Source organism: Nonomuraea sp. NPDC049784 (assembly GCF_040659615.1).
Classification (GTDB): domain Bacteria; phylum Actinomycetota; class Actinomycetes; order Streptosporangiales; family Streptosporangiaceae; genus Nonomuraea.
Map to the genome: position 1 here is coordinate 1 of NZ_JBFAMX010000005.1, position 24974 is coordinate 24974.

Consider the following 24974-nt stretch of genomic DNA (forward strand, 5'->3'; position numbering starts at 1 on the left):
GGCGCTCGCGGGCCATCAGCGCGCGCAGGTGCCGGACGTCGTCCTGCCTGCCGATCAGCTCCGTGCCGGGCACGGGCAGGGCCGCGCGCGGGGTGTGCGACGCCCTGGGCGCGAGCCGCCGCCTGACCTCCAGGGTCTCCGGCGCGGGTTCGACGCCCAGCTCGGCGGACAGCCGCCGGCGCAGCTCGTCGTAGCAGGTCAGGGCCGCCGCCCGGTTGCCCGCCCCGGCCAGTGCCCTCATCAGCAGCCGATGCGCCTCCTCGTCGTACGGATCGAGCCCGGCCACGATGCGCGCCAGCCGTACCACGTCGTCGGAGGGGCAGGCATCCGAGCGGACGAGCAGTCCCCGCAGCAGCAGCCGCACCCGTCGGCGCTCCGACTCCAGCCAGTCGGCGAAGGCCGGGGCGTCGCCGAACGAGACGCCGTCCAGGAAGTCGCCGCGCCACAGCCGCAGCGCCTCCGCCACCGTCGGCGCCTGGGTGAGACGACGGTGGTCCACGAAGCAGGCGTGGTCGGCGCGGAAGCCCACGTGGTCGCGGGTGATGTCCAGCCAGCCGCCCACCTCCTTGCGCAACTCCGACAGCGAGAGCCGCAGGCTGCCCCGTGCGTTGGCGTCGGGACGCTCACCCCACAGCAGCCCGGCCAGCTCGGCGCGCGGGCGCGGGCCCGGCGCGGCGGCCAGGTAGCAGAGCAGCGCCCGGGTCTTGGCGGAGCGGATGCCCACGGGCGCCCCTCCGACGGCCATGTCCGGCGTGCCCAGCATGAGCAGGGTCAGTGAGTCTCCCATGGACGCAGAAGGTAGGCGCGAACCTGCCGGCCCGCTGTGGAAAAAGGCGCGGATGGAGCGTGCCGTGCGCTACTGACCTGGGCTCTAACGATGCGCTCACGATGCCTGCCCCAGCCTGATGCCACGTTTCGCGAGGGCCGCGAGACGTACCGACATCAAGGAGACAGCATGCGCTCTCACAAGCTGATCGCCGGGCTCGCGCTGGCAGCCGGCCTCGCCGCACCGGCGGTGCTGGCCGTGACGCCCGCGCACGCCACGGCCGCGTCGTGCCGCGTGGACCTCTACAAGATCGTGGCCAACAACGTGGCAGAGCGGGACGGGAAGGACGAGCTCCGCTTCAAGGTGGACGGGAACCTGTTCCCGAAGTTCGGCGACAAGTACCACGTCATGAAGAGCGGTGACACCGCGTACGCCACCGCCTTCGGCAACCCGACCACGCTCCTCGTCGTGGGCAGCGGCAACAAGCTCTTCGGCCTGCGCGAGGTCACCCCGCCCTTCGTCTCCGACGGCGACCCCCTCGGCTCGGCGACGGCGCACGAGTCCACCTGCAAGGGTCTCTCCGCCGGCCAGCACGCCGACGACCCGACCATCATCACGGGGACCGACGAGACGGCGTACACGTACACAGTCACGCTCCGGCTGACCCGTCAGTAGGTCGCCACGAAGGCCCCGCCGCGTCGCGCGGCGGGGCTAGTTCCCGTCCGCGGGCCGCAACATCGGCCAGTACAGGGTCCCGTCCGGCAGCGCGAACGGCTCACGCGCCTGGTAGCCGTGGCGCGCGTACAGGTCGCGGTTGCGCGGGTCGCTGGCCTCCAGGTACGCGGGCACGCCACCCAGCCGGGCGTGGTGGTGACGCAGCAGCGCCGAGCCGAGCCCCTGGCTCTGGCGGCCCGGGTGGACCGCCAGGAAGGCCAGGTAGTGGTACGGCTCCGCGGGATGGTTCGCCGCGAACAGCGCGTCGAGCGCCCGGAAGCGCTCGATCCACGGGCCCGTGGCCGCGACCAGCCGGCGGTCGTAGTCGGGCGGCTCGGGCAGCGGCGCGGTGCAGGGGAACCAGACCGCGACCGCGGGCCCGTCGTCGACGAGGTGGATCTCGCCGTGCTCGACTGCGTGGTCGACGAGGATCCGGATGTTGGCGGTCATCACCCGGTGGCGATCCCTGCGTACGGGCACGAGGTAGTGCACCGACCTCAGCCCGGAGAACGCGGTCGCGATGAGCTCCGCCACCTGCCCCGCGTCGTCGGCCGTCGCGCGGCGGATAACCGGCCGCATCGTCCAGGATTCTGTCATCGTGTCACGCCCGTCCTATATCGCCGCCCTGATACCCATTCCCACCCGAGATCAACGCTAAAAATGGCCACTTATACACATTGCGTCATGCCGCTTGAGAGCCGGTGGAAAGTTTCACAACGTCGCGGGATCGATGGTGCGCTGGCCGTTGACGAGGCGGCGGCAGGACAGGAGGATCAGATAGCTCCAGATTTTGGGAGCGCTCCCACCCCCCGAAGGACCTCCATGACCCGAAGCCGGGCCGCCATACTGGCCCTCCTCACCATGGTCGCCCTGTCCCCCGCCGCAACGGCGCAGGCGGACGAGGGACCCGAGCAGATCGTCAACGGCACCTTCGACGCCGGCACCGCCCCCTGGTGGAGCACCGGCAACCTCACCCTCGCGGTCGACGGCGGCCGCCTCTGCGCCGACATCCCCGGCGGCACCGCCAACCCCTGGGACGTCATCATCGGCCAGAACGACATCCCGCTGGTGGCGGGCGAGACGTACGCGTACCGGTTCAGCGCCTCGGCGAGCCCCGCCAAGGTCGGCAAGGCGCTGATCCAGCTCCCCGTGGACCCGTGGACGCAGTACCTGTCGGCCAACCCCGAGCTGAGCGTCTCGGGCAACGACTACTCCTACACGTTCACCGCTCCCGTGTCGCTGCCCAACGCCCAGGTCGCCTTCCAACTGGGCGGCAGCGACGAGCCGTGGAGGTTCTGCATGGACAACGTGTCTCTCAAGGGCGGCGCGGAGCCGGAGACGTACGAGCCGGACACGGGACCCCGCGTTCGCGTGAACATGGTCGGCTACCTCCCCCAGGGCCCCAAGAAGGCCACCGTGGTCACCGCCGCGACCACGGCCCTCGACTGGGAGCTCAAGAACGCCGCCAAGCAGACGGTCGCCAAGGGCAGGACCACTCCCAGAGGCGTGGACACCAGCTCCGGCCAGAACGTGCACACGCTCGACTTCAGCTACTACCTCAAATCGGGCAGGGGCTACACGCTGACGGCCGACGACGAGACGAGCAGGCCGTTCGACATCGCCGCCGACATCTACGACCAGCTGCCCGCGGACGCGCTGAAGTTCTACTACACCCAGCGCAGCGGCATCGAGATCCTGGACAGCCTTCGGCCCGGCTACGGCAGGCCCGCCGGGCATGCCGGCGTGGCGCCGAACCAGGGCGACGTGAGCGTCCCATGCCAGCCCGGCGTCTGCGACTACTCGCTCGACGTCAAGGGCGGCTGGTACGACGCCGGCGATCACGGCAAGTACGTCGTCAACGGCGGCATCTCCGTCTACCAGCTCATGGCCGCGTACGAACGGAACAAGGAGGCCTTCAAGGACGGCCAGCTGAACATCCCGGAGAGCGGCAACGGCCGGCCGGACATCCTGGACGAGGCCCGCTGGGAGATGGAGTTCCTGCTGAGTATGCAGGTGCCGGAGGGCAAGCCGCTCGCGGGGATGGTCCATCACAAGATCCACGACCAGAACTGGACGGGCCTGCCGCTGCTGCCCCACCTGGACCCGCAGCCGCGCGAGCTGCACCCGCCATCGACGGCCGCCACCCTCAACCTGGCGGCGACGGCGGCGCAGGCCGCCAGGCTGTTCGCCCGGTACGACCCGGCGTTCGCCGCCAGGAACCTCAAGGCGGCCCGCAGGGCGTGGGCGGCCGCCAAGGCCAACCCGGCGAAGTACGCCGACCCGAACGACGGCAACGGCGGCGGCACCTACAGCGACGGCGACGTGAGCGACGAGTTCTACTGGGCGGCGGCGGAGCTGTTCATCACAACGGGCGGGAAGGAGTTCAAGGACTTCCTGCTGGCCTCGCCGCACCACACCGGCGACATCTGGCGCGACAGGGGCTTCGACTGGGGCAACACCGCCCAGCTCGGCCGCCTCGATCTGGCGACCGTGCCCAACGTCATCCCCGACCGGGCGCGCGTGCGGCAGTCCGTGGTGGACGGAGCGGAGAAGTACCTGGCGATCCAGCGGGCGCACCCGTACGGGCTGCCGTACAACCCACCGGACTTCGACTGGGGCTCGAACAACCTGGTGCTCAACAACATGGTCGTCCTGGCCACGGCCTACGACCTGACCGGGCGCGAGAAGTACCGGGCGGCCGTGCGCGAGGGCATGGACTACCTCCTCGGCCGCAACGCGCTCAACCAGTCATACGTGACCGGCTACGGCGAGGTGGCCTCGCACAACCAGCACAGCCGCTGGTACGCGCACCAGCTCGACCCCGCGCTGCCCAACCCGCCGCGCGGCACGCTGTCCGGCGGCCCCAACTCCGGCATCCAGGACCCGCTCGCGCAGCGGCTGCTCAAGGGCTGCAAGCCGCAGTTCTGCTACATCGACGACATCGAGTCGTGGGCGACGAACGAGCTGACCATCAACTGGAACTCCCCGCTGGCCTGGGTCTCCGCGTTCCTGGCGGACAAGGGCAGGCGATCCCGATGACCCGGCGTTGCGGACGCTTCGTTCAACGGAATACTGTCTGCGCATGCCCAGGGGAACCTCTGAAGTCAGCGAGCCGATGTACTTCGTGCTCACCGCCCTACGCGCCGGCCCGCTGCACGGCCACGCGATAAGCAAGTCGATCAAGGAGCTGTCCGGCGGCCGGGTCCAGCCGTCGGTCGGCACCCTCTACGGCATCCTGGAACGCCTGAACGAGCGGGGCGTGATCACCGTGGACAGGGAGGAGATGGTCAACGGCCGCAACCGGCGCTACTTCCGGATCACCGACGAGGGCCAGGCGCTGGTCGAGGCCGAGGCCAGGCGCATGCACGAGGCCGCCCAGCTCGTGCTGCGCCCCAGCACATGACCACCACCGCGCCACAGCCCGTGACCGCCCTCGAACGTCGCTATCGCAGGCTGCTGCTCGCATACCCGAGGAAGTACCGCGCGGCGCACGGCGACGAGCTGCTCGACCTCCTGCTGGAGTCGGCCGACCCCGGCAGGACGGTCCCTGTGCTCAGGGAGGCGTGGGGGCTGCTCACGGGCGGCGTGCGCAGCCGCATCGCTCACCAGGCGACGGGCAGCGCGTGGGCGGACGGCCTGCACCTGGGCGTCACGGCGGTGGCGGCGGCGAACCTGGCCGCGTTACTCCCCTACGTGGGCGCGATGCCGCTGTGGACGCTGCTGTCGGCGCTCGCGCTGCTGGCCATCCTGCGCGGCCGGGTGCTGGCGGCGTTCCCGCTCGCCTTCGTCACCGGCATGAAGGCGGTCGCGGTCGCGGGTGGCTGGCAGGCGTTCGACCTGACGGTGGTGCCGGTGGACCCGTCGTTCCTCACCGAGCGTGCTCTGTTCGCGGACAGCAGCCCCTTCGCCGTGGCATCAAGGTACGCGGTGGTGCTGCTCGGACTGCTGGTGCTCGCGTCGAGAAGGCGGGAGGCGCCGCGGGTCCGGTCATGGTGGTGGTGGCCGGCGGCCGTGGCCGTCGCGTGGGCGGGTCCCCAGTGGATGGAGGAGGACACGATGTTCCCGCTCAGCCTGAGCAGGCTGGCGGTGGAGGCAGCGGCGTTCGGGCTGGCCGCGGCGGGCTGCTACCTGGCGCGCGACCACCGGTGGGCGCTCGCGTCGGGCATCTACCTGCTGGTGACGTCCGTCGAGCTGACCACGCACGCGGAGGCGCTGACCAGGCAGCACCTGGCCTACTGGGGCCTGCTGGCCGTCCTGACCCTCGGTGCCGCCTCCGCGCCCTTCCGACACCGGCGACACTGCCTGGATTGACCATGCTCCGTTGAACGGAGTATGGTCTCTCGCCATGACGAGGAAGACGCTGCCTACTGCGTTGCTGGCCTTGGCTGTCCTCTGCGGCTGCGGGGGCGCCGCGGAGACCGCCGCCGCACCCTCGCCCAGCGCGGCGGCCAAGGACAAGAAGCATCAGTTCGAAGCGGCCAAGGCCGACTGCATGAAGCAGAAGGGCTTCAAGTACATCCCGTACGTGTACCCGCAGCCGCAGGGGACCGAAGAGGGTCGCCGCCGCGCAGCGGGCGATTATCAGGCGATGCGGAAATATCGCGAAAAATAAGGGTTCGGGGTCTTCGCCATGTACGTCTACCCCAAGGAGATGGGCAGCCCACAGGTCAAGCCCGACAACCCTGGCGAAGTCAACCCCAACTGGAAGATCCAGTCCTCGCTCTCCAAGGCGCAGAATCAGGCATACCGGAAAGCGATGGAGTCGTGCGAGATCACGACGGCCAACCAGCTCTTCGGCCTGAGTCTGAAGCAGGGCACGGACTACCTCAGCCAGGCGGGCGAGGCCTCGAACCGGGCCGTCAGGACCACGGTCAACAGCGACCCCGAGCTCGTGGAGCTGGCCGCCGCCATGGCCACCTGCCTGAAGGGCAAGGGCCACGCGATCGCGGACACCACGCCGATGGCCATGGAGCGCCGCGGCTGGAAGGAGTTCTCCGCCCAGGAGGACAAGCTGGGCAGGGCGCAAATGGACGATGTGCCCGACGTCGCGCCTCCGCGGAAGGAGGACGAGGTGCCGATGATCTACGCGCCGACGCTCACCCCCGAGCAGGCCAGGCCGTACCTGGCCAAGGAGATCAAGGCGGCGCTCGACGACCTGGACTGCGGCAAGGACTTCTACCCCGCCTACCTCCCGAAGGAGTCGGCGATCAGGGAGCGGGTCAACGAGCAGTACGGCATGTGAATGAGACCACGCAGGCTCCTCGCCGGCGTCATCGCCGGTGTCGTGCTCGTCGCCGGGGCGGGGTGGGCGGTGAGCACGCGGTTACGCTCCCCCGCCGACGAGGCGGCCCGCCGGGCCGCGCCCAGGCCCTCGCTCGTCACCGCGGCCGTCGAGCGCCGCAAGCTGGTCAGCACCGTCGTGGTCAGCGGCACGCTGGAGTACGGCTCGCCGCTGCCGATCAGCCTGGCCGGAGTGGTCGGCGGCACGTCCGAGCTCCAGCGGGCCACCCGGGCGCCGCGCCAGGGCAAGCTGAAGGAGGGCGCGGTGCTGATGGAGGTCAACGGCCGCCCGGTGTTCGCGCTGCGCGGTTCCGTGCCGATGCACCGCACGATCGCCCCCGGCAGCAAGGGGGACGACGTCCGGCAGCTCCAGCGGGCGCTACGCCGGCTGGGGTACGGCGCCCCTGCCACGGCCGTGTTCGACCGGGCCACGATTTCGGCGGTCACCCGGCTGTACACGAAGAAGGGGTACGAGGCCCAGCAGCCCACGCTGGCCGACCGGCAGCAGTACGACACGTTACGCAAGGCCGTACAGACCGCCCAGGAGACCCTGGCGACCGAGCGGCAGAACCTGGACCAGGGGCGTGACGTGCGGCCACTGAAGATCAGGCTCGCCAACGCCAAGACGGACTTGACGTCGGCCGAGCGGGCGCTCGAGGAGGCCGAGTCGCGGGAGCTGACGCCCGAGGACGAGAGCAAGCTGGCGGCGGCGGACGCGGCCGTGCGCGCGGCGGAGGAGAAGCTCGCGCAAGCCGAGCAGGAGCTGGCCGCGGCCAGGAACCCGCCCACGTCGGTCGCCGCCGCCACACCCCAGCCCACCGCCTCCACCGACACGAGCCTGCCGGAGATGCGGGTCGAGAACGCCAGGGCCGACCTGGCGGCGGCACAGGAGGCGCGCGGCCGGGCCGTGGAGGAGGCGCGGCAGGCCAGGGACAAGCGGCTCGAGGAGCTGCGCAAGGCCGTGCGTACCGCGAAGGAGGCCAGGGCCACGGCCGAGCAGGCGCTGCGCCAGGCCAGGCAGCTCTCCCCCACCAGGCTCAAGGTGGCCGGCGCCGGGAAGGACGTGGCGGCGGCCAAGGAGATGCTGGCCGAGTTCGCGCGTACGTACGGGACCTCGGTCCCGCCTGGCGAGGTGGTGTTCCTGCCGAAGCTGCCTGCGCGGGTGGAGAAGGTCTCGGTGAAGCCGGGCCAGCAGGTCGAGAAGGAGATCGCCACGGTGACCAGCTCGGCGTTCATGGTGACCGGGTCGGTCGAGGCAACGGAGTCGGACCTGCTGCGCGTGGGCATGGAGGCGGGCATCGAGCTCGACAGCGGCAAGACGTACAAGGCGACGCTCACCGCCGTCGGCGACCAGGCCAGGATGCCCGGCGCCGAGGCGCCCGCGGACGGGGCGCAGCCGGTCCTGCTCACGCCCGCCTCGATGAAGGGGCTCAAGGCGGGGACCGCGGTGACGGCACGGGTGACGGTGGGGGCGACCAAAGAGCCGGTACTGGTCGTGCCCGTGGCGGCCGTGATCACCGCGGCGGACGGCAGGGCGCGAGTGCAGGTCGAGTACGCCACCGACAAGACCAGGGAGGTCGAGGTGCGTACGGGCCTGACCGCCGACGGGAACGTCGAGGTCACCGGCGCGCTCAAGGAGGGCGACCGGGTGGTGGTCAGCGGTGCCTGAGCCGGTGATCTCGCTGGTGGACGTCTGCAGGGAGTTCCCCGCGCAACCCCCGGTCCGGGCGCTCGACGGCGTCACGCTCCGGGTCGGCAGGGGCGACTACCTGGCCATCGTGGGCCCGTCGGGCTCCGGCAAGTCCACACTCCTGAACGTGCTGGGCCTGCTCGACCGGCCCGGCTCGGGCAGCTACCGGCTGGACGGCACGGAGACCACGACCTTGCGCGACGGGGCCAGGACCAGGTTGCGCGGCGACCGGATCGGCTTCGTCTTCCAGGCCTTCCACCTGCTCTCCCACCGCAGTGTGGTGGAGAACGTCATGCTCGCCGAGATCTACCGGAAGAAGAGGCGTGGGGGCAGGCGGGAGCGGGCCCTGGCGGCGCTGGAGCGAGTCGGCCTCGGCCACCGGACGGGGTTCCTGCCCGACCGGCTGTCCGGGGGCGAGCGCCAGCGTACGGCCATCGCCAGGGCCCTCATGGGCGAGCCGTCGCTGCTGCTGTGCGACGAGCCCACGGGCAACCTCGACAGCCGCAACACGCAGGCGGTGCTGGACCTGTTCGACGAGCTGCGGCGGCAGGGCCTGACGATCGTGGTCATCACGCACGAGCAGGAGGTCAGCGAGCGGGCCGGGCGGCGGGTGCGGATCACCGACGGCGTGCTGGTGGAGGAATGACATGCACGTACGCGACCTGATCGGGGAGTTGGTGGCCGGCATGCTCGCCAGGCCGGTGCGCTCGGCGCTCACCACCCTCGGGACGGTGCTCGGCATCACCACGCTGGTCGTCACGCTCGGCGTGGCCGCCACCGCGGGCAACCAGATCGTCGGCCGCTTCGACGAGCTGGTGGCCACGGCCATCACGGTCGAGGTGCCGGAATCGCCGAGCGCGCCGCTCGTGGGGTGGGACGCGATCGACCGGCTGACCAGGCTGCGCGGCGTGGAGTCCGCCGCGGCGGTGGCCGAGTCGAAGGACGGCGCGAACGTGTCCGTGCGCTCCAACGACATCGTGGACCCGACACGGGTCACCACGCAGTCGCTGACCGTGCTGGCAGCGACGACCGGGCTGCCAGAGGCGGCGCGCGGCAGGATGGTCCGGGGCAGGTTCTACGACATCGGCCACATCCGGCGGCACGACCGGGTGGCGGTGATCGGCGACCAGGCCGCCAGGCTGCTCGGCGTCACCCGGCTCGACCGGGCACCGGCGATCTTCATCGGCAAGCACGCGTACACGGTCATCGGGATCCTGGGCGACCTGCGCCGCGAGCGCAATCTGAGCACCGCCGTGCTCGTGCCGCCCACCGTGGGCAGGCAGTTCGGGCTGCGGGACGTCACCAGGGTGCTGGTCAACACGAGCCTGGGCGCCGCCGAACTGATCGCCCGTCAGGCGCCCACCGCGCTCAGCCCCGGGAACGGCGACATGCTGCAGGTGGTCGCCCCGCCCAGCCCGACGAGGGCACGTGACAAGGCGCAGGACGACGTCAACGCGCTCTTCCTGATCCTCGGCCTGGTCTCGCTCGTCGTCGGCGCGGTCGGCATCGCGAACGTCACGCTCGTCACGGTGATGGAGCGCGTACCGGAGATCGGCCTGCGCCGCTCGCTCGGTGCCGCCAGGCGGCACATCGCGGCCCAGTTCCTGCTGGAGTCGACGCTGATCGGCCTCACGGGCGGCGTGATCGGCGCCGCCGTGGGCATCGTCACCGTCGTCGCGGTGTCGGCAGCCAAGCAGTGGACGCCTCTCCTGGACCTGCGGCTGGCGGTCGCGGCCCCGGTCGCGGGCGCCGCGGTGGGCCTGCTGGCCGGACTTTATCCGGCCCTGCGGGCGGCCAGGATGGAGCCGGTGGAGGCGCTCAGATAGCGCTGTAGAGGGTGGACAGGAACCGTACGAGCACCGCCTCCCTGCTGGACGCGGGCAGCGCGTCGAGGATGGCGTTGACCATCGCCATCTCCGGCTGTCCCGCCCCCGGCCGCAGGTCCACGCCGACGGACGAGGCCAGTTCGGCGAACGTCGTGTCGTCCAGCGCCGCCAGGTCCATCCCGGCCACCAGCTCGACCAGCCCGTGGGGCAGCGTGACGGGACCCCGCTGCCGGGCGGCCTCGGCCGACTCGGCGATCACCTTCAGCATGGCCTCGACCCCGGCCAGCGTCACCCCGGTGACCGTGATGTGCAGGTTGGCCGGGATGCCCGCGTAGGAGAGCTGCGGCTGCAGGAACCAGCCTCGCGCCCGCGCCTCGTCCGCCAGCACGAACACGTCGATCTCGTCCCCGGCGAACGCCACCAGCGACGACTCCGGCTCGCCGAGCACCCGCAGCCCGGGGATCGCCGCGATCCCTTCGCGCAGCCTGATCGTCGCCTCCAGCGTGGCGCGGCCCAGCTCCAGGTAGCCCTCCCTGCCCAGCGCCTGCAACGTCGCCCAGGCGCCGCCGAGCGGGCCGGCCGACCTCGAGCTCTGCACGGTGGCGTTGATGATCGTGTAACCGGGCCACGCGGCCGAGGCGAAGTACGCGTTGCGCCGCATCGCGGGATCGGCGAAGAGCACGACCGAGGCGCCCTTGGGGGCGTACCCGAACTTGTGCAGGTCGCAGGAGAGCGACGTGACCCCGGGCACGGACAGGTCGAACGGCGGCACCGTCGCGCCCGCCTCGCGCAGCCACGGCAGCAGCCACCCGCCCACGCACGCGTCCACGTGGCACGGCACGCCCGCCGCCGCGGCCACGGCGGCGACCTCCTCGATCGGGTCGATCACTCCCTGGGGGTAGGAGGGCGCGGAGGCGACGACCAGGATCGTGCTCTCGTCGATCGCCGCCGCCACGTCCGAGGCCCGCACCTTGTACGTCTCCAGGTCCACGGGCACGGCGACGACCTCGACGCCGAGGTAGTGCGCCGCCTTGTGGAAGGCGGGGTGCGCGGTGACGGGGAGGACCAGGTTCGGGCTCCGCACGGGGGCGGCGTCGCGGGCGGCCTTGACCGCCAGCATGATCGACTCCGTGCCGCCGCTGGTGAAGATGCCGTGGCCGCCGCCGAGCAGGTCCGCGACCGCGCCGACGACCTGCCGCTCCATCTCGACCACGCTGGGAAACGCGGTCGGGTCGAGGCAGTTCACCTCGAGCATCTCGAAGTACGCCCGCGCCGCCGCCTCATGGACCTCGGCCCGGCCGGTGTCGTAGACGTACGCGGTCACCTGACCGCCGCGCACCGGTAAGTCGTGCTCCTTGAGCCGAGCCACCTCGGCCAGCAGGTCCTCGACGGTCCTTCCCTTCGGGTTCACACGGGCTCCTTCGCGAGTCGGCCGTACCAGGCCACGAACGGCAGGCTGATCAACATGAGCAGGGCGGGCAGCGCGGTGAACCCGAACCTCTCCGTCAATCACTTGATGGAGAGGCCGCTCAGTCCGGTGCCCAGTACTTCTGCATGATCTTGTCCAGCTCCCGCACCACCGGCTGCCAGCTGGACGGCAGCGTGTAGCGAGTGGCGCGCTGCTTCTTATAAACAAGCGTGTACTTGAGGAAGTCCGCCCCCGCCGGCTGGGCCTCGGACGGACCGATCTTCAGGTCCTTGAGGTACGTCCCGAGCCTGCGATACTCCTTGCCGGTCAGGCACTTGTCGATGGCCGGCCCGGTACGGCGGCTCAGCCGGACACAGCCGTCGTCGTAGACGATCACGCGGTCGTCGAACCCCGCGAACCCGCCTTGTCTGCTGTATTCGACCAGCACCTTCTTCTTGTGCACGGCCGCCGCCTGCGCCGGCGTCATGGACGCGATCAGCGCCAGAAGGAGCACCGGCAGGAGCACGATTCGCCATATCTTCACATCTCCATTGACGTACAAGAGCGCCGAACGGCTCAAGCGCGACACTCGGTTCAGCCAGTGAGCTCCTGAAGTTCGTCGGGCGAGTGGCCCTGAGCGCCGAGGGCAGTAGGACCAGGTGACACTACGGATCGGAGTGCCTGTATCGCTGTCCGGGAAGCATGCCCGATTCGGCGAGCAGGTCGAGGCCGGGCTGGAGGTCTGGCAGGCCCTCAACCCGTCCGTGGAGCTGATCGTCGAGGACGACTGCAGCGAACCGGGGACCCTGGACGTCATACTTCCCCGGTTGGCGGGGCAGTGCGACCTCCTTTTGGGGCCGTACTCGACGCAGCTCATGCGGAGAGCGGCCGGCCTCGGTGCCGCGCTGGACCAGCTGATCTGGAACCACGGCGGTTCGGGTGACAACGTGCAGGCGGCGCGCCCCGGGCATGTCGTCTCGGTGCTGACGCCGGCGAGCCGGTACGCCGAGCCGTTCATCCGCCACCTCGTGGAGACGGGCGATCGGAGCCCGCTCAGGATCGTGCACGGCAAGGGCGGCTTCGCCCGGCAGGTGGCGGAGGGCGCCGCGCGGGCCGCGAACGAGCAGGGCATTCCGGTGGTCCGCGGCGGGCTGGTGGAGGACTCCTGGAATCTCCTGTCCGCCGGGTCCTTCGACGAGGACGTCGAGGTCGTCAAGAGGGCCGGGCGTTCGCGCGTCGTCTGTGCCGTGGCCGCGGGGGTGCGGGAGTTCGGCGCGGCCGTCGGCGACCCTCGCGGGATCTACGGCATCGGGCAGTGGTTCCCCGGCCTGGGGGGCGAGGCAGCCGTGGGGATCTCCGAGGGGGATTTCCTCGCCGCGTACCGCGACAGGGCGGGGAAGCTACCGGACTATCCCGCCGTTCAGGCCGTCGCCGCCGCGATCATCGCGACCCACTGCGCCGAACGGGCGGGCGGCACCGGGCGGGCGGAGCTGTGGTCGGCCGCCGCCGGCCTGGAGACGGTCACCTTGTTCGGCGACTTCGCGATCGACCCGCGCACCGGTGCACAGACCGGGCACAGGACGGCGCTGACCCGGTGGGAGAGCGCCGGGCCCGTCGCCGTCTAGGAGCCGGGGGTCACGATGGCGATGCCCAGGCACATCTCGTCGCTGGTCCCGTCACCCCACACCACGTACCGCGGCGGCAGCTTCTGGAGCTGCGGCAGCTGAGCGCGCAGGCCCGCGTCGTGCGTGCACGTCACCCGTACGACGTCGCCCTGCTTGACCTTGACGGGCGTGGGCAGGACCCGCAGCGACTGGTCGTCGAAGTCGTACTTGGGCACGTCCAGGAGCGTCTGGGCCTGTGGGGTGCCGGGGTTGAGCTCGACCTTGATGGAGCGGCCGAGCAGGTGCATGTGCCCCGCCATGGCGTGGACGGTCGCGGCTCCCTGGACGGGCATGTCGCAGTGCTGGGTCGGCCCGGGTTTGGACGGGCCACAGAACTTGGTGAGCATCGCCACCTCCTCCCTGAGCTCGTCGCCGAACCTGGCGCCGACGTCCTTGACCGCGGCGGCCCGGTCGCAGAGGGGTCCCGACTCCTGCGGAGTGCAGGGGAGCTCCACCGGAGCCTGGAACAGGGCGGTCTGCAGGGGCCGCAGCGTCTGGTCGGTGAGGCGGAGCCGGATGCCGGATTGGTCGGTGGCCGTCTTTCCCTCCACGCCCAGCAGGTTGTAGTGGACCTGCATGACCAGCTGACTGCCCGGCGCCAACTCGTAGCCGTACTTGGGGTCGAGCAGCGTCTCGCTGGTGCCGGGGGCCCAGTGCGCCACCCATGAGTCGCCGTCGACACCCGAGTCGCCGAAGCACGTCCAGCCCTGGCCGGGGGTGCTGTCGTCGAGCTTGCGCGCCTCGGCGACGTGCTCGGGGTCGAGCCTGAAGAAGATCGCGTGGTGGACGAGGTCGCGGTTCTGGGGCCGGAACTGGGTGCCGGTCAGGAACACCTTGCTCGTCAGCTTGGGGTCGATGAGGAAGCAGCGGTAGTCGTCCGTACCGCCGTTGGGCGGGGCCGGCGTGTACGGCTCCGCCATCGTGAGGTCGGCGAACCGTTCGCCGGTCCGCAGCGGGGCCGCGACCGGCGTAGCACTGGCGGCGTGCCCCGCGTGACCGGCCGGGGCGGGGGTGCTCTGGGCGCCGCACGAGGCGAGCAGGACGACCGCGACGAATAGGGCGGCCGTCCGGGCTAGTCGATTCATGGAATCAACACTCGCCCGCGAGGCCGCGCCGGACATCCTTCCTCAGGACGTTTTCGTTCGTTCCCTGGTATGAAGCCCGGGTCAGCCCCTGGTCGAACCCGGGCATCACAGCCCTACGGGAGGGCCGGTCCGTACGCCGAGGGGAAAGGAGGAGACGGCGGCTCGTCGTCGTCATCGTCCTCATCGGCCCACGCGAGAGTCTCCGGCCGCAGGATCGCCGACGCTCCGAGGACCTCGATCCCCAGCAGGCGGCCTCCCGCGTCGAAGTCCAGCAGCACTTCGCCGGGCATTCCATCGCGCTCCACCAGGAACTGCGACTCCGCCTCGCCCTGGCCTATCTCCTCCACCAGATAGATATAGGCGACGTCATTCTCATCGTCACGTTCGATCCGCACGTCAGGCCTTTCAGCTGCGGCTATTTCTTCTTCTTCCAGATAGCAGACACGATGCCACCTTTGCTGTTCGTCACAACACGGACGTTCTGGGTCTCATGCACGGTGGTGCCGGGCGTGTTGCCGGGTCTCGTCTGGCCGTTCTCCACCGTTTCCCGGACCTGGTTGTCGCTGATGCCCCGCTGGCCCTGACGATCGGCTGCGTGGGACGTCGTGCCGTCGGTGCTGTTGCGGGGGCTACCGCCGCGACGCCCGCCACCGCCACGACGACCGTTGCCGCCTTTACTCGCGTTTTTGTTGCCGCGGCCCATCTTGGCCATGTAGTCGCGCGCGTGGCGAGGGCCGGTCGTCGCCCTCGGACCCACGGTGCGGCCGCCCGCGCCCGCGAATGCCGGGCGCGGCCCGCCGGGGCGGCGCAAACCCTCCAGGACGCGGCGCATCGGCTCGGTGATGCGGCGGCGCACGATGGGGGCGATCACCTTGCCGGTGCCCTCGCTGCCCTCGTGCAGGATCTTCCCGACGATCTTGCGGCGCATGAGCACGCGTGCGGTGGCGGCCGTCGCTCCGACCGCCCCGCCGAACGCCAGCAGCCTGGCCAGTTCGACCGAGGTGTAGACCGCCTGGGTGCCCGCTGCGACCTTCACCGCCGACACCACCACCGCGGCGCCTTCGATTACCGCGGGAGCCAACTTCAGAGCGGCGTTGGCCTGGGCGACGTGGCCGTTCTGCGTCCCCGTACGCTCCCAGTGGCTCTGCATGGCGGTGGCGGACTCGCCGCGGTAGACCTGCTGAGTGGCGCGGACCGCCGAGTCGGCCCCCGTCGCGGCGGGGATCGTGTTCGCGTGTGCCAAGCGTACGGCGTCGCGCTCCTGCCTGGCGTCGTCCTCGTTGAAGTTCGGCCAGGGCCCGAGCATCTGCATGACCCCGGCGACCTCCGGGGGAAGTGTCACACCCATGTCCGGCCGAGGTTCTGGATGGTCTCGGTGTTGGTGGCCTCGATGTCGCCCGTGTTCTTGACTACGGCCTGCAGGCCGTCGCCGGTCCCGCCCATCTCCTCGGAGAGCCCGGAGAGGGCTGCCATCGACACAGCGCGACTTTCGGCGTACGTGCTGGTGAATACGGCGAAAAGGCCGTCGTCCCCCCAGGAGGACACGCCATCCCCGCGTGCGTGCATCGGCGCGAGCGCGGCGCCGTACTCCTCCCCGTGGGTCCTGATCCGCGAGGCCTCCTGCCCCACCGCCCCCAAGGCGATCTCAAGTCCCGTCATACACAAGGACCATATCGGTACATATCACGGTTCGGGCAACGGTTTCTGTTCGTGAGATCTACATCTCACCGTCAAGATCACACAAGAAGGCGTCTAGACTCATCGGCTGTCCGCTCTCTGACAGTCGGAGGTCGACATGTCGTCACCTGCGCCGGAAAACGACGCCGAATATCTTGCCCAGTACGTCGCCCAAGGCCAGCGAATCATCCGCGACCTCCGGGCAGCGCAGGCCGCGATCCAGCAGTTGGAAGGCCGGGCCCAGAGCAGGGACGGCCTGCTCGAGGCGACCGCCGACGGCCAGGGCGGACTGACCCGCCTGCGCATCGACCCGCGGGCGCTCAGGCACGGCGAGGCGGCACTGGGCCGCGAGGTGGCGGCCGTGCTCAGGGCGGCCCAGAACGAGGCGGCACGCAAAGCACAGGAGATCGTCGACCAGGCTGAGGCCGGTGCCCTGGCCATGCCGCAGCCGCTCGATGAGACCTTCGTGCGCGAACGGGTCGAGCAAGTGGCCCGCGATCTTCTCTAGGCCCGGGAGGCGAGCGATGTACCAGCACAACTTCGACCCGGCCGACATCAGGGGACAGGACCTGGAGGAGGTCGCCAGGCAGCAGGAGCAGCTGGAGGCCTGGCTGGACACGGCCCAGGAGGACCTCGAAAAGATCGTCGGGACCGGCGAACGTGCGTCGGGCCAGGTCAAGGCGAGCGTGGACCTGAATGGCCAGGTCCTGGACGTCACGTACGGGCCACGGGCGCTGCGCCTGTCCAGCCACGAGCTGGCGGAGGAGACTCTCGCGGCGGTGAGCGAGGCGTGCGCGGACGTCGACCGCCAGCTCTCGGACCTCATGCGCGCGGCCATGCCCGGGTACGACCCGGCGGAGGCGACCACCCACTTCGAGCAGATGCTGAACGACTGGCGGTGACCTACGACGTGGGCAGGGTCGCCTCGACGTGGAAGCCGCCGTCGCCGTCCTCCCGCGCCTCCAGGGTGCCGCCGGCCACCTTCACCCGCTGCCGCAGGTCCAGCAGCCCCATCCCCGGGCCGGTGGCCGCGACCCAGGCGTCCGGCCGGCCAGGGGTGTTGCGGACGCCGATCCGTACCGATCCCGGGAGGTAACGGACCCTCACCCGCACCTCCGCGCCGGCCGCGTACTTGCGGACGTTGGCGAGGGCCTCCTGGACCAGCAGGTACGCGGTACGCCCCACCACTCCGGAGACGGGCACCGGCGTCCCGTCCACCACCAGCTCCACGGGCACCCCGGCGCAGGCGGACTCGGTGACAAGCGACCGGAGGTCGGGCAGCGGTAATCCCAGGTCGAATCCCTCCCCGGTGCCGCGCCGCAGCAGCGCCACCATGTGGCGCAGCTCGCCCAGCGCCTCGGCCCCCGTCGCCCGGATCTCCTCCGCCGCCGCCCTGCCTCGCTCGTCGCCCGCGGCCATGGCCAGCGATCCTGCCTGCAGCACCATCCGGCTGACCCGGTGGGTGACGACGTCGTGCATCTCACCCGCCAGCCGCTCGCGCTCCACCCGCTCGTCCCGTTCGGCCAGCTCGCGGCGCAGGCGTTCCTGGACGGCCACGTACATGCCGTACAGGGTGGCCAGCGCGATCGCCGTCTCGGTGCGGAAGATCACGGGGAGCCGGTCGGGGAGCGCCAGGACCGCGAGGGCCAGGACCATCACCGGCAGCCACCGCTGGGTGCCGCTCTGGCGCTCCCCCGCGTACGCCATCACGCCGTACGCGGCGAACGCGCACGTGGGAGGCCAGATCAGCGCCCCGGCCGGCGGCGGCACGCCCGCGATCACGTTCAGCGCGAGCAGGGCGACAGCCGTGCCCGCACTGACCCAGGCGACGGTGAGCGGCGCCCTGCGCATCCACAGCACCGGCACCGCCGCCGCCAGCAGGACCACGAGGACCGGACCGGTGTAGCCGGTCGCCGGCGTCAAGCACTCCGCGACGAGGACCGCGACCGCGTCGATCGGCCGCGGACGGACACCGTCCACCGGCTCATCGTACGATCACCCACCGGCCCTGCCCAGAGGGCTATGTCTTGGTGATGCGAACGGCGTCGGCGATCACGTAGCCCGTCGTGGAGGTCCAGCGGCTCACGCCGACCACGTTGTACGTGCCCGCCGCCAGCGTGTACGTCCCCAGCACCCGCCACTGCCCGCCGCCGCTGCGCTGGTCCACGACGACCGTCTGGTTCCCGCCGGAGGCCGCCACGATGTACGGGGTCGCGCTGTTGTACCCGGAGTTGGCGGGATACCACACCTCCACCCGATAACTCCCGGCGCTCGGAATGGTCGCCCGATACCAGGCGGGATCGCTGGCGGAGACCGGATTGGCGAAGCGGTAGTCGGTGCCGTGCAGCTGCCCGGAGTAGGTGGAGGTGCCCCAGTTCGAGCTGGCGGTGAAGCCCGCGTCCGCATTGTCGATCACCACGCTGAAGCCCGTCCCTCCCACCGCCTTGCCCGCGCTGGGTGAGCTTTCCTGGTGGGTCCGGTTGAGCGCGGTGACGAAGTAGGTGTAGGTGCCCGAGGAGGCGCCGGTGTCCGTGAACGACGTCTGCCGGGTCGTGGTGATCAGGTTCCGGGCGTCGGCGAAGAAGCACGGGTCCGCCGTGGACTGCGACCCGTCCACCCGGTACACCGCGTACGACGTGCCCGAGCCCGTCCACGCGAGCTGGACGCCGTTCGAGCCCTGAACGGCCGAGGTGAGAGCGGGGGCGGACGGCGCGGCCGCCGAACCGCGGGCCGGCAACAGCGCGGGACGGGTGTAGTGGGTGTTCACCAGCCGGGTGATCGCCCCGATCCGGTCAGCCTTGACGTCCTTCGCGCTGAAGAAAATGTCCCCGACCACCTCGGGATGCTGCCGGTTGTCGGTCAGGTGGTCGCTCAGCTCCGCCGGGTCCTGCCAGGCGGCGTCCTGCCCGGAGGCTCCGGCGCGGTAGGCGGCCTGGCCGACCACGAGCTGCACGCCGGTGCCCCGCACCACATCGGACCACCAGGCGGTGAGCACCTCGTAAGCGGCCGTGGAGAAGCCGATGTGCCAGTAGATCTGGGGCGACAGGTAGTCCACCCAGCCCTGCTTCACCCACTGCCTGCTGTCGGCGTAGATCGCGTCGTACGACTGCAGCCCCGAGGTACGCGAGCCGAGCGGGTCCGTCGCGGCGTTGCGCCAGATGCCGAAGGGGCTGATCCCGAACGACACGTGCGGCTTGGCGGCGTGAATGCGCTGGCCGAGCTCGCGTACGAGCAGGTTGACGTTGTTCCGCCGCCAGTCGCCGACGTTGCCGAACGAGCCGCCGTACTGAGCGTACGTGGCGGAGTCGGGGATGGTCTCGCCGCTCACCGGATAGGGGTAGAAGTAGTCGTCGAGGTGCACGCCGTCCAGGTCGTACCGGGAGACGGCGTCCATGATCGCGGTCTCTATGAAGTCCCGCACCTCGGGGATCCCGGGGTTGTAGTAGAGCTTCCCGCCGTACGCGAAGCGCCAGTCGGGATGCTGCCGCGCCGGATGCGTGGACACGAGTTTGCTCGGGTCGTCGTCGTTGGCGATCCGGTACGGGTTGAACCACGCATGGAACTCCAAGTTGCGGGCGTGGGCCTCGCTGACCATGAAGGCCAGCGGGTCGTACCCGGGGTTCCCGCCCTGGGTGCCGGTCAGCCATTGCGACCACGGCTCGTACGGCGAGGGCCAGAACGCGTCAGCCGTGGGCCTGACCTGCACCACCACGGCGTTCATGCGTTTCTGCACGGCCAGGTCCAGCCAGGCGCGGAACTCGGCCTGCTGCGCCGACGCGCTCAGTCCCGTGCGGCTGGGCCAGTCGATGTTCGCCACCGACGAGATCCACATGGCCCTGAGCTGCCGCTTCGGGGTGGCGGGATCGGTCGTGCAGGCCAGGGCGGCGGCTGGGGAGGAGGTGGGGGCCACGATGCTGACGAGTGCGGCGGTGAGCGCCGCCAGGACGGTACGCAGGAGCGCGGTCACGAAAGGAAGTTTCAGCGCGATCAGATGAAAGCGCAATAGTTTTCACAACTTCCGTCAAAGGACCGCAACCCAGGGCGACGGGAGAGCGGGCGGAAAGTTTCACCTAACACGGCAGTAATGTCAATTATCGACATTAGTCAGGAGATGTCTTACGTTGCACCCGTCACCCCCAACGAGGAGCACCCATGACTCTCGCCCACACGCGATTAGCCGCCCTCGCCACCTCGATCCTCGCCGTCCTCCTCATCGCCGCAGGCCAGCCCGCCCTCGCGGTGGCCAAGGACAGCCCGCTCCAAGCCGCCTTCGCCAAGGCGGCGGCCGCGCAGGGCGTGCCCCGTGACCTGCTCGTCGCGCTCGGCTATGCCGAGACCCACCTTGACGGGCACAAGGGCGAGCCCAGCGCCAGCGGCGGCTACGGCGTCATGCACCTGGTCAGCAACCCGACCAACCACTCGCTCGAGAAGGCCGCCGAGCTCACCAAGCTCCCGGTCGAGAAGCTGAAGGCCGACGACGAGGCGAACATCCTCGGCGGCGCGGCCGTGCTGCGTGCCCAGGCCGACGCGCTGGGCCTCGACGAGACGGCCAAGAAGGACATCGGCCGCTGGTACCAGGCCGTGGCCAAGTACGGCAACGCCCCCTCGCCCGAGCTGGCCCGGCTCTACGCCGACGCGGTGTACGAGCAGCTCGGCCTCGGCATCGACATCCGCGGCGTGCAGGTCAAGCCGCAGGAGATCACCGCCGACCGGGGCGACCTCGCCAACGCCCGCCAGCTGAACGCGCAGGCGGAAGTGGCCAGCCCCGACTACCCGCCGGCGGCATGGGTGGCCGCCAGCTCCAGCAACTACACCGTCTCCAGCCGTGAGTCGAGCTACGCCATCGACCGGGTGATCATCCACGTCACCCAGGGCTCGTACGCCGGCACCATCTCCTGGTTCCAGAACTCCGCCGCGCAGGTCTCCGCCCACTACGTGGTCAAGTCCTCCAACGGCGCCATCACCCAGATGGTGCGCGACAAGGACATCGCCTGGCACGCCGGCAACTGGACCTACAACACCAGGTCCATCGGGATCGAGCACGAGGGCTACGTCAGTGAGGCCTCGTGGTTCACCGACGCGATGTACCGGGCGTCCGCGGCCCTGACCAAGGCCATCTGCGACAAGTACGGCATCCCGAAGGACCGCAGCCACATCATCGGTCACGTCGAGGTGCCCGGCGCGGACCACACCGACCCGGGCCCGTACTGGAACTGGACCACGTACATGAACTACGTGACCGGTGGCGGCACCCCGTCGTGGTCCACGACCATCGACAACAGCACCTCCGGCCAGTTCACCGCCAGCGCGAACTGGGGCACCTCCACCTACTCCAGCCAGCGCTACGGCGCCGACTACCGCTTCGCCGACCCCGTCGCCGCCAGCGACCCGGCGTGGTACTCGGCCGCCATCCCCAGCGCGGGCACGTACCGGGTCGAGGTCTGGTATCCGGACGATCCCGGGTACAACAGCTCGGCGCCGTACATCGTGGCGACGTCGAGCGGCAACCAGACGGTCTACGTCGACCAACGTTCCGGCGGAGGGGCCTGGAAGAGCCTCGGCACCTTCTCGCTCAACGCCGGCACCTACAACGCCGTCGGCGTGAGCCGATGGACCTCGGGAACGGGCCTCGTCATCGCCGACGCGGTCCGCATCAGCCGGGTCTGACAGACCGGCTCGTACGGCTCGCGCCCTCTCCGCAGCGGGGGCGCGAGCCGTACCTCTGTCAGAGGTCAGGCGGTGGCGCCGCCGTCGATCACATGGTCCTGGCCCACGACGAAGGCGGACTCCGGCGACGACAGCCACAGCGCCGCGGCGGCGACCTCCTCCGGCGTGGCGACCCGGCCGATCGGCAGCGCACCCTTCATGCGCTCGTCCCGCTCCTCCCGGGTCTCCCCGGGGCGCGTCGACATGGGCGAGTCGATCGGACCGGGGCTGACGGCGTTGATCCGCACCCCGTCCGCGATGTGGTCACGGGCGGCCGTGCGGGTCAGGAAGCTCACCCCGGCCTTCGAGGCGGCGTACGCGGCCGCTCCGGGCAGCCGCCAGTGCGCGCCGAGGTTGGAGGCCACGTTGACGATGACGCCGCCGCCGTGCGCGCGCATGTGGTCGATCTCGTGCTTCATCGACAGGAACGCGCCCTTGAGGTTCACCGCGAGCACCTGGTCCCAGGTGTCCTCGTCGTAGTCGGCCAGCGGCGCCAGCGTGCCGAAGATCCCGGCCGCGTTGAGAGCGACGTGGAGCCCTCCGTACCGGGTGACCGCGGCCTCAACCATGGCGGCGACCTCGGCCGAGTCGGTGATGTCCACGGCGAACGCGCTCGCCCGCCCGCCCTCCTCCTCGATCAGCTTCACGACCTCGGCCAGCCGGGCGGCGTCGCGCCCGGCGACCAGCACCGCCGCGCCCTCGCGCGCGTATGCCAGCGCGGCGGCGCGCCCCAGAACGCCGCTCGCGCCGGTGACCAGAGCGACCTTGCCTTCGAAACGGCTCATCTATTCCATACCAATCGTTCTCAAATTTGAACGGCGACCATGGCCTGTTCGACCGCGTCACGCAGCCGGCGCGGGTCGGGGTCGGCCCTGCCGAGCACCCTGAGGCCCTGCAGCAGCACGAGCAGGAACCTGGCCAGCGCGTACGGGTCCTTCTCCGGCGGGATCTCGCCCTGGGCGCGTGCCCTGACGAGGGTGGCGGCGAGCGCGGTCTCCAACTCGGCCCAGCTCGCCGCCACCTTCGCGGCCACGGCGCCGTCACGCGAGGCGAACTCCACTGCCGAGTTCACCACCATGCAGCCCCGCCGCAGCTCGTCCGCCAGGCACTCCGCCACGTATGAGTCGAGGAACGCCCTGATCGCGGGCAGCGCGGGCCCCGGCTGGGACAACGGCTCGACCACGTTGCGCTGCCCCAGGTAACGCTCCAACGCCTTCAGGTAGAGCTCGTGCTTGCCACCGAAGGTCCCGTAGATGCTCGCCCGCGCGATCCCGAGGTGCTCCACGAGGTCCGCCATCGACGTGGCCTCGTATCCGCGCTCCCAGAACAGCTCAAGGGCCTTCTGCAACGCGACCTCGGGATCGAACTCCTTGCTCCTCGCCACGGCGTCAAGCTAACACATTTGAGAACGTTCGGTCTAGTTACCTAGGGGTCAGGACCCATCGCCAGGCGCCGTCCTTGTTGGTGTCACGGTTGGCGGTGAGCTGGGTCATCCGCTTCCCATCCACGCTCACCAGGACCATCCCGTTGTCGAACTCGTTCTCGCACGACCCGGCGCAGCCCAGCGCGATGACGTTGTCGTCGTCCGCCCAGGCGTGCAACTGCAGGACCTTCTGCCCTCCGACGGGATCGGCCGGCACGTCACGGCCCAGCACCAGGCGGCCGTTCGGCGAGGTCGCCGAGATGCCCGTGTAGTCCACGTACTGGTCCCTCTTTGGCGCCTCACGCTGCTCGCCGTCGAGGCTGTAGAAGAGCCGGTCCGGCATCGTGCTCGTAGGCGCCCAGAGCATGGTGCCGTCCAGGCTCCAGCCGAGGTCCTGGCGGCCGTTGCCATTGAAGATCTTCTCGTTGGTGAGCATCCCGTCGGACATCGGCGGCAGCTCGTGGTAGTCGGCCGTGCCCGCCTCGACGTCGACGATGTAGTAGCCGGTACGCGGGCTGTTCCCGGGCGGCGCTGCCTGGTCGCCCTTCCCCTTCAGGATGTCCGGGTAGCTGGAGTAAGCGGTGGCCAGGACCTTGGTGCCGTCGGGTGACCACGAGACCGACCCCACCGGGTGCTCCAGATCGATCCATTTCAGGATCTGCCGGGTGTTCATGTCGAGGATCCCCAGCCGCTTGCTGATCCCCTCGCCCTCGAGCACGGCCGCGACCTGCAGCCCCGGGGCCGCGTCAACCCAGGCCCACGCGGTCTCCTCGTAGCCGTCGTTACGCGGGTCGTACAACGACCACGTGTACCTGATCCGCTGCTCGTTGTCCGAGACCTGCTCCCGTCTGGTGGTGTAGTAGGCGGAGACGGCCATGCGGCCCGCGGCGATCAGCTTGGCCGGCGGGCTGTGCTCCGTGTCGGCCCGTACGTCGGTCGGCGCGGGCGAGGGACGAGGGGGAAGCGTGACGCCGGTGGCCGCGTGCATGGTGGCCTGAGGGTCATGCGCAGCCGGCTGAGTGCCGCGCAGGCCCACGGCGGACACGGCGATCGCCGCCACCAGCCCCACGGCCAGCACCACCACGCCCGCGGGCTTCCAGGCACGCCTCCGTAGCGCCCGGTCGGCCAGGTCGTGCGGCACCCTCGTCTCGTCGGCCCACTCCCGCAGGGTGTCGCGAAGCAGTGAGGTCACTTGGCCACCTCCAGTTCCTGGGCCAGCTCGGGGGCGATCTCACGCAGGCGGGCCAGCGACCTGTGGGCCGTGCTCCTGACCGTGCCGACGGAGCAGCCCAGCGCCCGTGCGACGTCCTGCTCGGGCAGATCCTCGAAATACCTCAGTACCAGCACCGTGCGCTGCCGCGCGGTGAGCCTGGCCAGCGCCGTCCGCAGCACCATGCGCAGCTCGCTCTGGTGGTTGAGGTCCTGGCCTGCCAGCTCGGGCGGCGTCGCCTGCACCACCTCGCCGCGCCGCGTGCTCGCCCGCCACCAGCTGATCTGCTGGCGGTACATGATCTGCTTGGCGTACGCCTCGGGCGCCTCCACCCGCCGCCACCTGCTCGCCAGCTTCGCCAGCGCGGTCTGCACCAGGTCTTCGGCCGCGTGCTGGTCACCACCGGTGAGCAGGAACCCGAGCCGCATCAGGGCGGGAGAGCGCGCAGAGACGAACTCGCGGAAACGCTGCTCGTCCGCGGCGTCCACGATCACCTCCAGGGGATTGATGTCACCCTGTCAGACG

27 protein-coding genes are annotated in these 24974 nt (G+C 70.4%); 13 read left to right on the forward strand and 14 right to left on the reverse strand.

The annotated features are described in order from the left end of the window. On the reverse strand, positions 1–787 hold a 787-nt coding region (locus tag AB0J09_RS02180), incomplete at its 3' end, for a BTAD domain-containing putative transcriptional regulator (RefSeq protein WP_360683665.1). 168 nt (positions 788–955) lie between these two features. On the opposite strand from AB0J09_RS02180, the gene AB0J09_RS02185 reads away from it, so the two are divergent. Then, positions 956–1441, forward strand: coding sequence for a hypothetical protein (locus AB0J09_RS02185; protein ID WP_360683668.1), 486 nt, complete (start codon positions 956–958; stop codon positions 1439–1441). A 36-nt stretch (positions 1442–1477) separates the two neighbouring features. Here the strand turns inward: AB0J09_RS02185 and AB0J09_RS02190 are convergent, their stop codons facing one another. Further along, positions 1478–2059 carry a GNAT family N-acetyltransferase gene (locus AB0J09_RS02190; RefSeq protein ID WP_360683671.1) on the reverse strand — a complete coding sequence of 194 codons (582 nt, stop codon included), beginning with the start codon at positions 2057–2059 and terminating at the stop codon, positions 1478–1480. A 243-nt stretch (positions 2060–2302) separates the two neighbouring features. Between AB0J09_RS02190 and AB0J09_RS02195 the strand changes: the two genes are divergently transcribed. From AB0J09_RS02195 to AB0J09_RS02230, 8 genes are read left to right on the forward strand one after another with little or no spacing between them, the layout of a single operon-like run. After that, entirely contained in the window at positions 2303–4519 is a 2217-nt protein-coding gene (locus AB0J09_RS02195) for a glycoside hydrolase family 9 protein (protein WP_360683674.1), read from the forward strand. 43 nt (positions 4520–4562) lie between these two features. Beyond that, entirely contained in the window at positions 4563–4883 is a 321-nt protein-coding gene (locus AB0J09_RS02200; protein WP_360683677.1) for a PadR family transcriptional regulator, read from the forward strand. Beyond that, the gene (locus tag AB0J09_RS02205) at positions 4880–5791 is read left to right on the forward strand and encodes a hypothetical protein (RefSeq protein WP_360683680.1); all 912 of its coding nucleotides are present in this window, start codon (positions 4880–4882) and stop codon (positions 5789–5791) included. The genes AB0J09_RS02200 and AB0J09_RS02205 overlap by 4 nt, the downstream gene beginning before the upstream one ends. 34 nt (positions 5792–5825) lie before the next feature. After that, positions 5826–6092 carry a hypothetical protein gene (locus AB0J09_RS02210; RefSeq protein WP_360683683.1) on the forward strand — a complete coding sequence of 89 codons (267 nt, stop codon included), beginning with the start codon at positions 5826–5828 and terminating at the stop codon, positions 6090–6092. Between the two features lie 18 nt (positions 6093–6110). After that, on the forward strand, positions 6111–6722 hold the full coding sequence (locus AB0J09_RS02215; protein ID WP_360683686.1) for a hypothetical protein: 612 nt from the start codon (positions 6111–6113) through the stop codon (positions 6720–6722). Continuing rightward, positions 6723–8429 carry a peptidoglycan-binding protein gene (locus AB0J09_RS02220; protein WP_360683689.1) on the forward strand — a complete coding sequence of 569 codons (1707 nt, stop codon included), beginning with the start codon at positions 6723–6725 and terminating at the stop codon, positions 8427–8429. Continuing rightward, positions 8422–9096: an ABC transporter ATP-binding protein gene (locus AB0J09_RS02225; protein WP_360683692.1), complete on the forward strand. Its 675-nt coding sequence runs from the start codon at positions 8422–8424 to the stop codon at positions 9094–9096. Before AB0J09_RS02220 ends, AB0J09_RS02225 begins: the two co-directional genes overlap by 8 nt. Before the next feature lies 1 nt (position 9097). Then, positions 9098–10276, forward strand: a complete 1179-nt coding sequence (locus AB0J09_RS02230; RefSeq protein WP_360683695.1) for an ABC transporter permease — start codon at positions 9098–9100, stop codon at positions 10274–10276. Here AB0J09_RS02230 and AB0J09_RS02235 read toward each other — a convergent pair. Together AB0J09_RS02235 and AB0J09_RS02240 are read right to left on the reverse strand one after the other, a co-directional pair. After that, on the reverse strand, positions 10269–11687 hold the full coding sequence (locus AB0J09_RS02235) for an aspartate aminotransferase family protein (protein ID WP_360683698.1): 1419 nt from the start codon (positions 11685–11687) through the stop codon (positions 10269–10271). The two genes, AB0J09_RS02230 and AB0J09_RS02235, sit on opposite strands and share 8 nt — an antisense overlap. A gap of 118 nt (positions 11688–11805) precedes the next feature. Further along, positions 11806–12228: a hypothetical protein gene (locus AB0J09_RS02240; protein WP_360683701.1), complete on the reverse strand. Its 423-nt coding sequence runs from the start codon at positions 12226–12228 to the stop codon at positions 11806–11808. Between the two features lie 133 nt (positions 12229–12361). Here AB0J09_RS02240 and AB0J09_RS02245 point away from each other — a divergent pair, with 133 nt between their 5' ends. Continuing rightward, positions 12362–13309, forward strand: coding sequence for an ABC transporter substrate-binding protein (locus tag AB0J09_RS02245; RefSeq protein ID WP_360683704.1), 948 nt, complete (start codon positions 12362–12364; stop codon positions 13307–13309). On the opposite strand, the gene AB0J09_RS02250 is transcribed toward AB0J09_RS02245, so the two are convergent. The 4 genes from AB0J09_RS02250 to AB0J09_RS02265 form a co-directional block, all read right to left on the reverse strand. Next, the gene (locus AB0J09_RS02250; RefSeq protein WP_360683707.1) at positions 13306–14433 is read right to left on the reverse strand and encodes a monooxygenase; all 1128 of its coding nucleotides are present in this window, start codon (positions 14431–14433) and stop codon (positions 13306–13308) included. The genes AB0J09_RS02245 and AB0J09_RS02250 overlap by 4 nt on opposite strands. 113 nt (positions 14434–14546) lie before the next feature. Next, entirely contained in the window at positions 14547–14828 is a 282-nt protein-coding gene (locus AB0J09_RS02255; RefSeq protein ID WP_360683710.1) for a DUF2283 domain-containing protein, read from the reverse strand. A gap of 20 nt (positions 14829–14848) precedes the next feature. Continuing rightward, positions 14849–15775, reverse strand: coding sequence for a DUF4258 domain-containing protein (locus AB0J09_RS02260; protein ID WP_360683713.1), 927 nt, complete (start codon positions 15773–15775; stop codon positions 14849–14851). Beyond that, complete coding sequence (locus tag AB0J09_RS02265; RefSeq protein ID WP_360683716.1) at positions 15772–16092, reverse strand: hypothetical protein; 321 nt, start codon at positions 16090–16092, stop codon at positions 15772–15774. The genes AB0J09_RS02260 and AB0J09_RS02265 overlap by 4 nt, the downstream gene beginning before the upstream one ends. 136 nt (positions 16093–16228) lie before the next feature. Between AB0J09_RS02265 and AB0J09_RS02270 the strand changes: the two genes are divergently transcribed. Beyond that, a complete protein-coding gene (locus AB0J09_RS02270) occupies positions 16229–16618 on the forward strand; it encodes a YbaB/EbfC family nucleoid-associated protein (RefSeq protein ID WP_360683719.1) in 390 nt (129 codons plus the stop codon). A 16-nt stretch (positions 16619–16634) separates the two neighbouring features. Next, a complete protein-coding gene (locus AB0J09_RS02275) occupies positions 16635–17012 on the forward strand; it encodes a YbaB/EbfC family nucleoid-associated protein (RefSeq protein WP_360683722.1) in 378 nt (125 codons plus the stop codon). A 1-nt stretch (position 17013) separates the two neighbouring features. On the opposite strand, the gene AB0J09_RS02280 is transcribed toward AB0J09_RS02275, so the two are convergent. Beyond that, complete coding sequence (locus tag AB0J09_RS02280) at positions 17014–18090, reverse strand: histidine kinase (RefSeq protein ID WP_360683726.1); 1077 nt, start codon at positions 18088–18090, stop codon at positions 17014–17016. A gap of 40 nt (positions 18091–18130) precedes the next feature. After that, positions 18131–20077, reverse strand: a complete 1947-nt coding sequence (locus AB0J09_RS02285) for a family 10 glycosylhydrolase (protein ID WP_360683729.1) — start codon at positions 20075–20077, stop codon at positions 18131–18133. Between the two features lie 185 nt (positions 20078–20262). On the opposite strand from AB0J09_RS02285, the gene AB0J09_RS02290 reads away from it, so the two are divergent. Further along, entirely contained in the window at positions 20263–21777 is a 1515-nt protein-coding gene (locus AB0J09_RS02290; RefSeq protein ID WP_360683732.1) for an N-acetylmuramoyl-L-alanine amidase, read from the forward strand. 65 nt (positions 21778–21842) lie between these two features. Here AB0J09_RS02290 and AB0J09_RS02295 read toward each other — a convergent pair whose 3' ends face one another. Genes AB0J09_RS02295 through AB0J09_RS02310 form a run of 4 tightly spaced genes read right to left on the reverse strand, consistent with a single transcriptional unit; the run spans position 21843 to position 24937 of the window. After that, positions 21843–22601 carry an SDR family oxidoreductase gene (locus AB0J09_RS02295; protein WP_360683735.1) on the reverse strand — a complete coding sequence of 253 codons (759 nt, stop codon included), beginning with the start codon at positions 22599–22601 and terminating at the stop codon, positions 21843–21845. Positions 22602–22621: 20 nt separating this feature from the next. Beyond that, positions 22622–23200, reverse strand: a complete 579-nt coding sequence (locus AB0J09_RS02300) for a TetR/AcrR family transcriptional regulator (protein WP_360683738.1) — start codon at positions 23198–23200, stop codon at positions 22622–22624. A 37-nt stretch (positions 23201–23237) separates the two neighbouring features. Continuing rightward, the gene (locus tag AB0J09_RS02305; protein WP_360683741.1) at positions 23238–24431 is read right to left on the reverse strand and encodes a hypothetical protein; all 1194 of its coding nucleotides are present in this window, start codon (positions 24429–24431) and stop codon (positions 23238–23240) included. Beyond that, entirely contained in the window at positions 24428–24937 is a 510-nt protein-coding gene (locus AB0J09_RS02310; protein ID WP_360683744.1) for a SigE family RNA polymerase sigma factor, read from the reverse strand. Before AB0J09_RS02310 ends, AB0J09_RS02305 begins: the two co-directional genes overlap by 4 nt. Positions 24938–24974 lie beyond the last annotated feature (37 nt).

Coding starts and splice junctions, on each gene's coding strand:
- AB0J09_RS02185 (WP_360683668.1), top strand. CDS start 956: ATGCGCTCTCACAAGCTGATCGCCGGGCTCGCGCTGGCAGCCGGCCTC.
- AB0J09_RS02190 (WP_360683671.1), bottom strand. CDS start 2,059: ATGCGGCCGGTTATCCGCCGCGCGACGGCCGACGACGCGGGGCAGGTG.
- AB0J09_RS02195 (WP_360683674.1), top strand. CDS start 2,303: ATGACCCGAAGCCGGGCCGCCATACTGGCCCTCCTCACCATGGTCGCC.
- AB0J09_RS02200 (WP_360683677.1), top strand. CDS start 4,563: ATGCCCAGGGGAACCTCTGAAGTCAGCGAGCCGATGTACTTCGTGCTC.
- AB0J09_RS02205 (WP_360683680.1), top strand. CDS start 4,880: ATGACCACCACCGCGCCACAGCCCGTGACCGCCCTCGAACGTCGCTAT.
- AB0J09_RS02210 (WP_360683683.1), top strand. CDS start 5,826: ATGACGAGGAAGACGCTGCCTACTGCGTTGCTGGCCTTGGCTGTCCTC.
- AB0J09_RS02215 (WP_360683686.1), top strand. CDS start 6,111: ATGTACGTCTACCCCAAGGAGATGGGCAGCCCACAGGTCAAGCCCGAC.
- AB0J09_RS02220 (WP_360683689.1), top strand. CDS start 6,723: ATGAGACCACGCAGGCTCCTCGCCGGCGTCATCGCCGGTGTCGTGCTC.
- AB0J09_RS02230 (WP_360683695.1), top strand. CDS start 9,098: ATGCACGTACGCGACCTGATCGGGGAGTTGGTGGCCGGCATGCTCGCC.
- AB0J09_RS02250 (WP_360683707.1), bottom strand. CDS start 14,433: ATGAATCGACTAGCCCGGACGGCCGCCCTATTCGTCGCGGTCGTCCTG.
- AB0J09_RS02265 (WP_360683716.1), bottom strand. CDS start 16,092: ATGACGGGACTTGAGATCGCCTTGGGGGCGGTGGGGCAGGAGGCCTCG.
- AB0J09_RS02270 (WP_360683719.1), top strand. CDS start 16,229: ATGTCGTCACCTGCGCCGGAAAACGACGCCGAATATCTTGCCCAGTAC.
- AB0J09_RS02275 (WP_360683722.1), top strand. CDS start 16,635: ATGTACCAGCACAACTTCGACCCGGCCGACATCAGGGGACAGGACCTG.
- AB0J09_RS02290 (WP_360683732.1), top strand. CDS start 20,263: ATGACTCTCGCCCACACGCGATTAGCCGCCCTCGCCACCTCGATCCTC.
- AB0J09_RS02295 (WP_360683735.1), bottom strand. CDS start 22,601: ATGAGCCGTTTCGAAGGCAAGGTCGCTCTGGTCACCGGCGCGAGCGGC.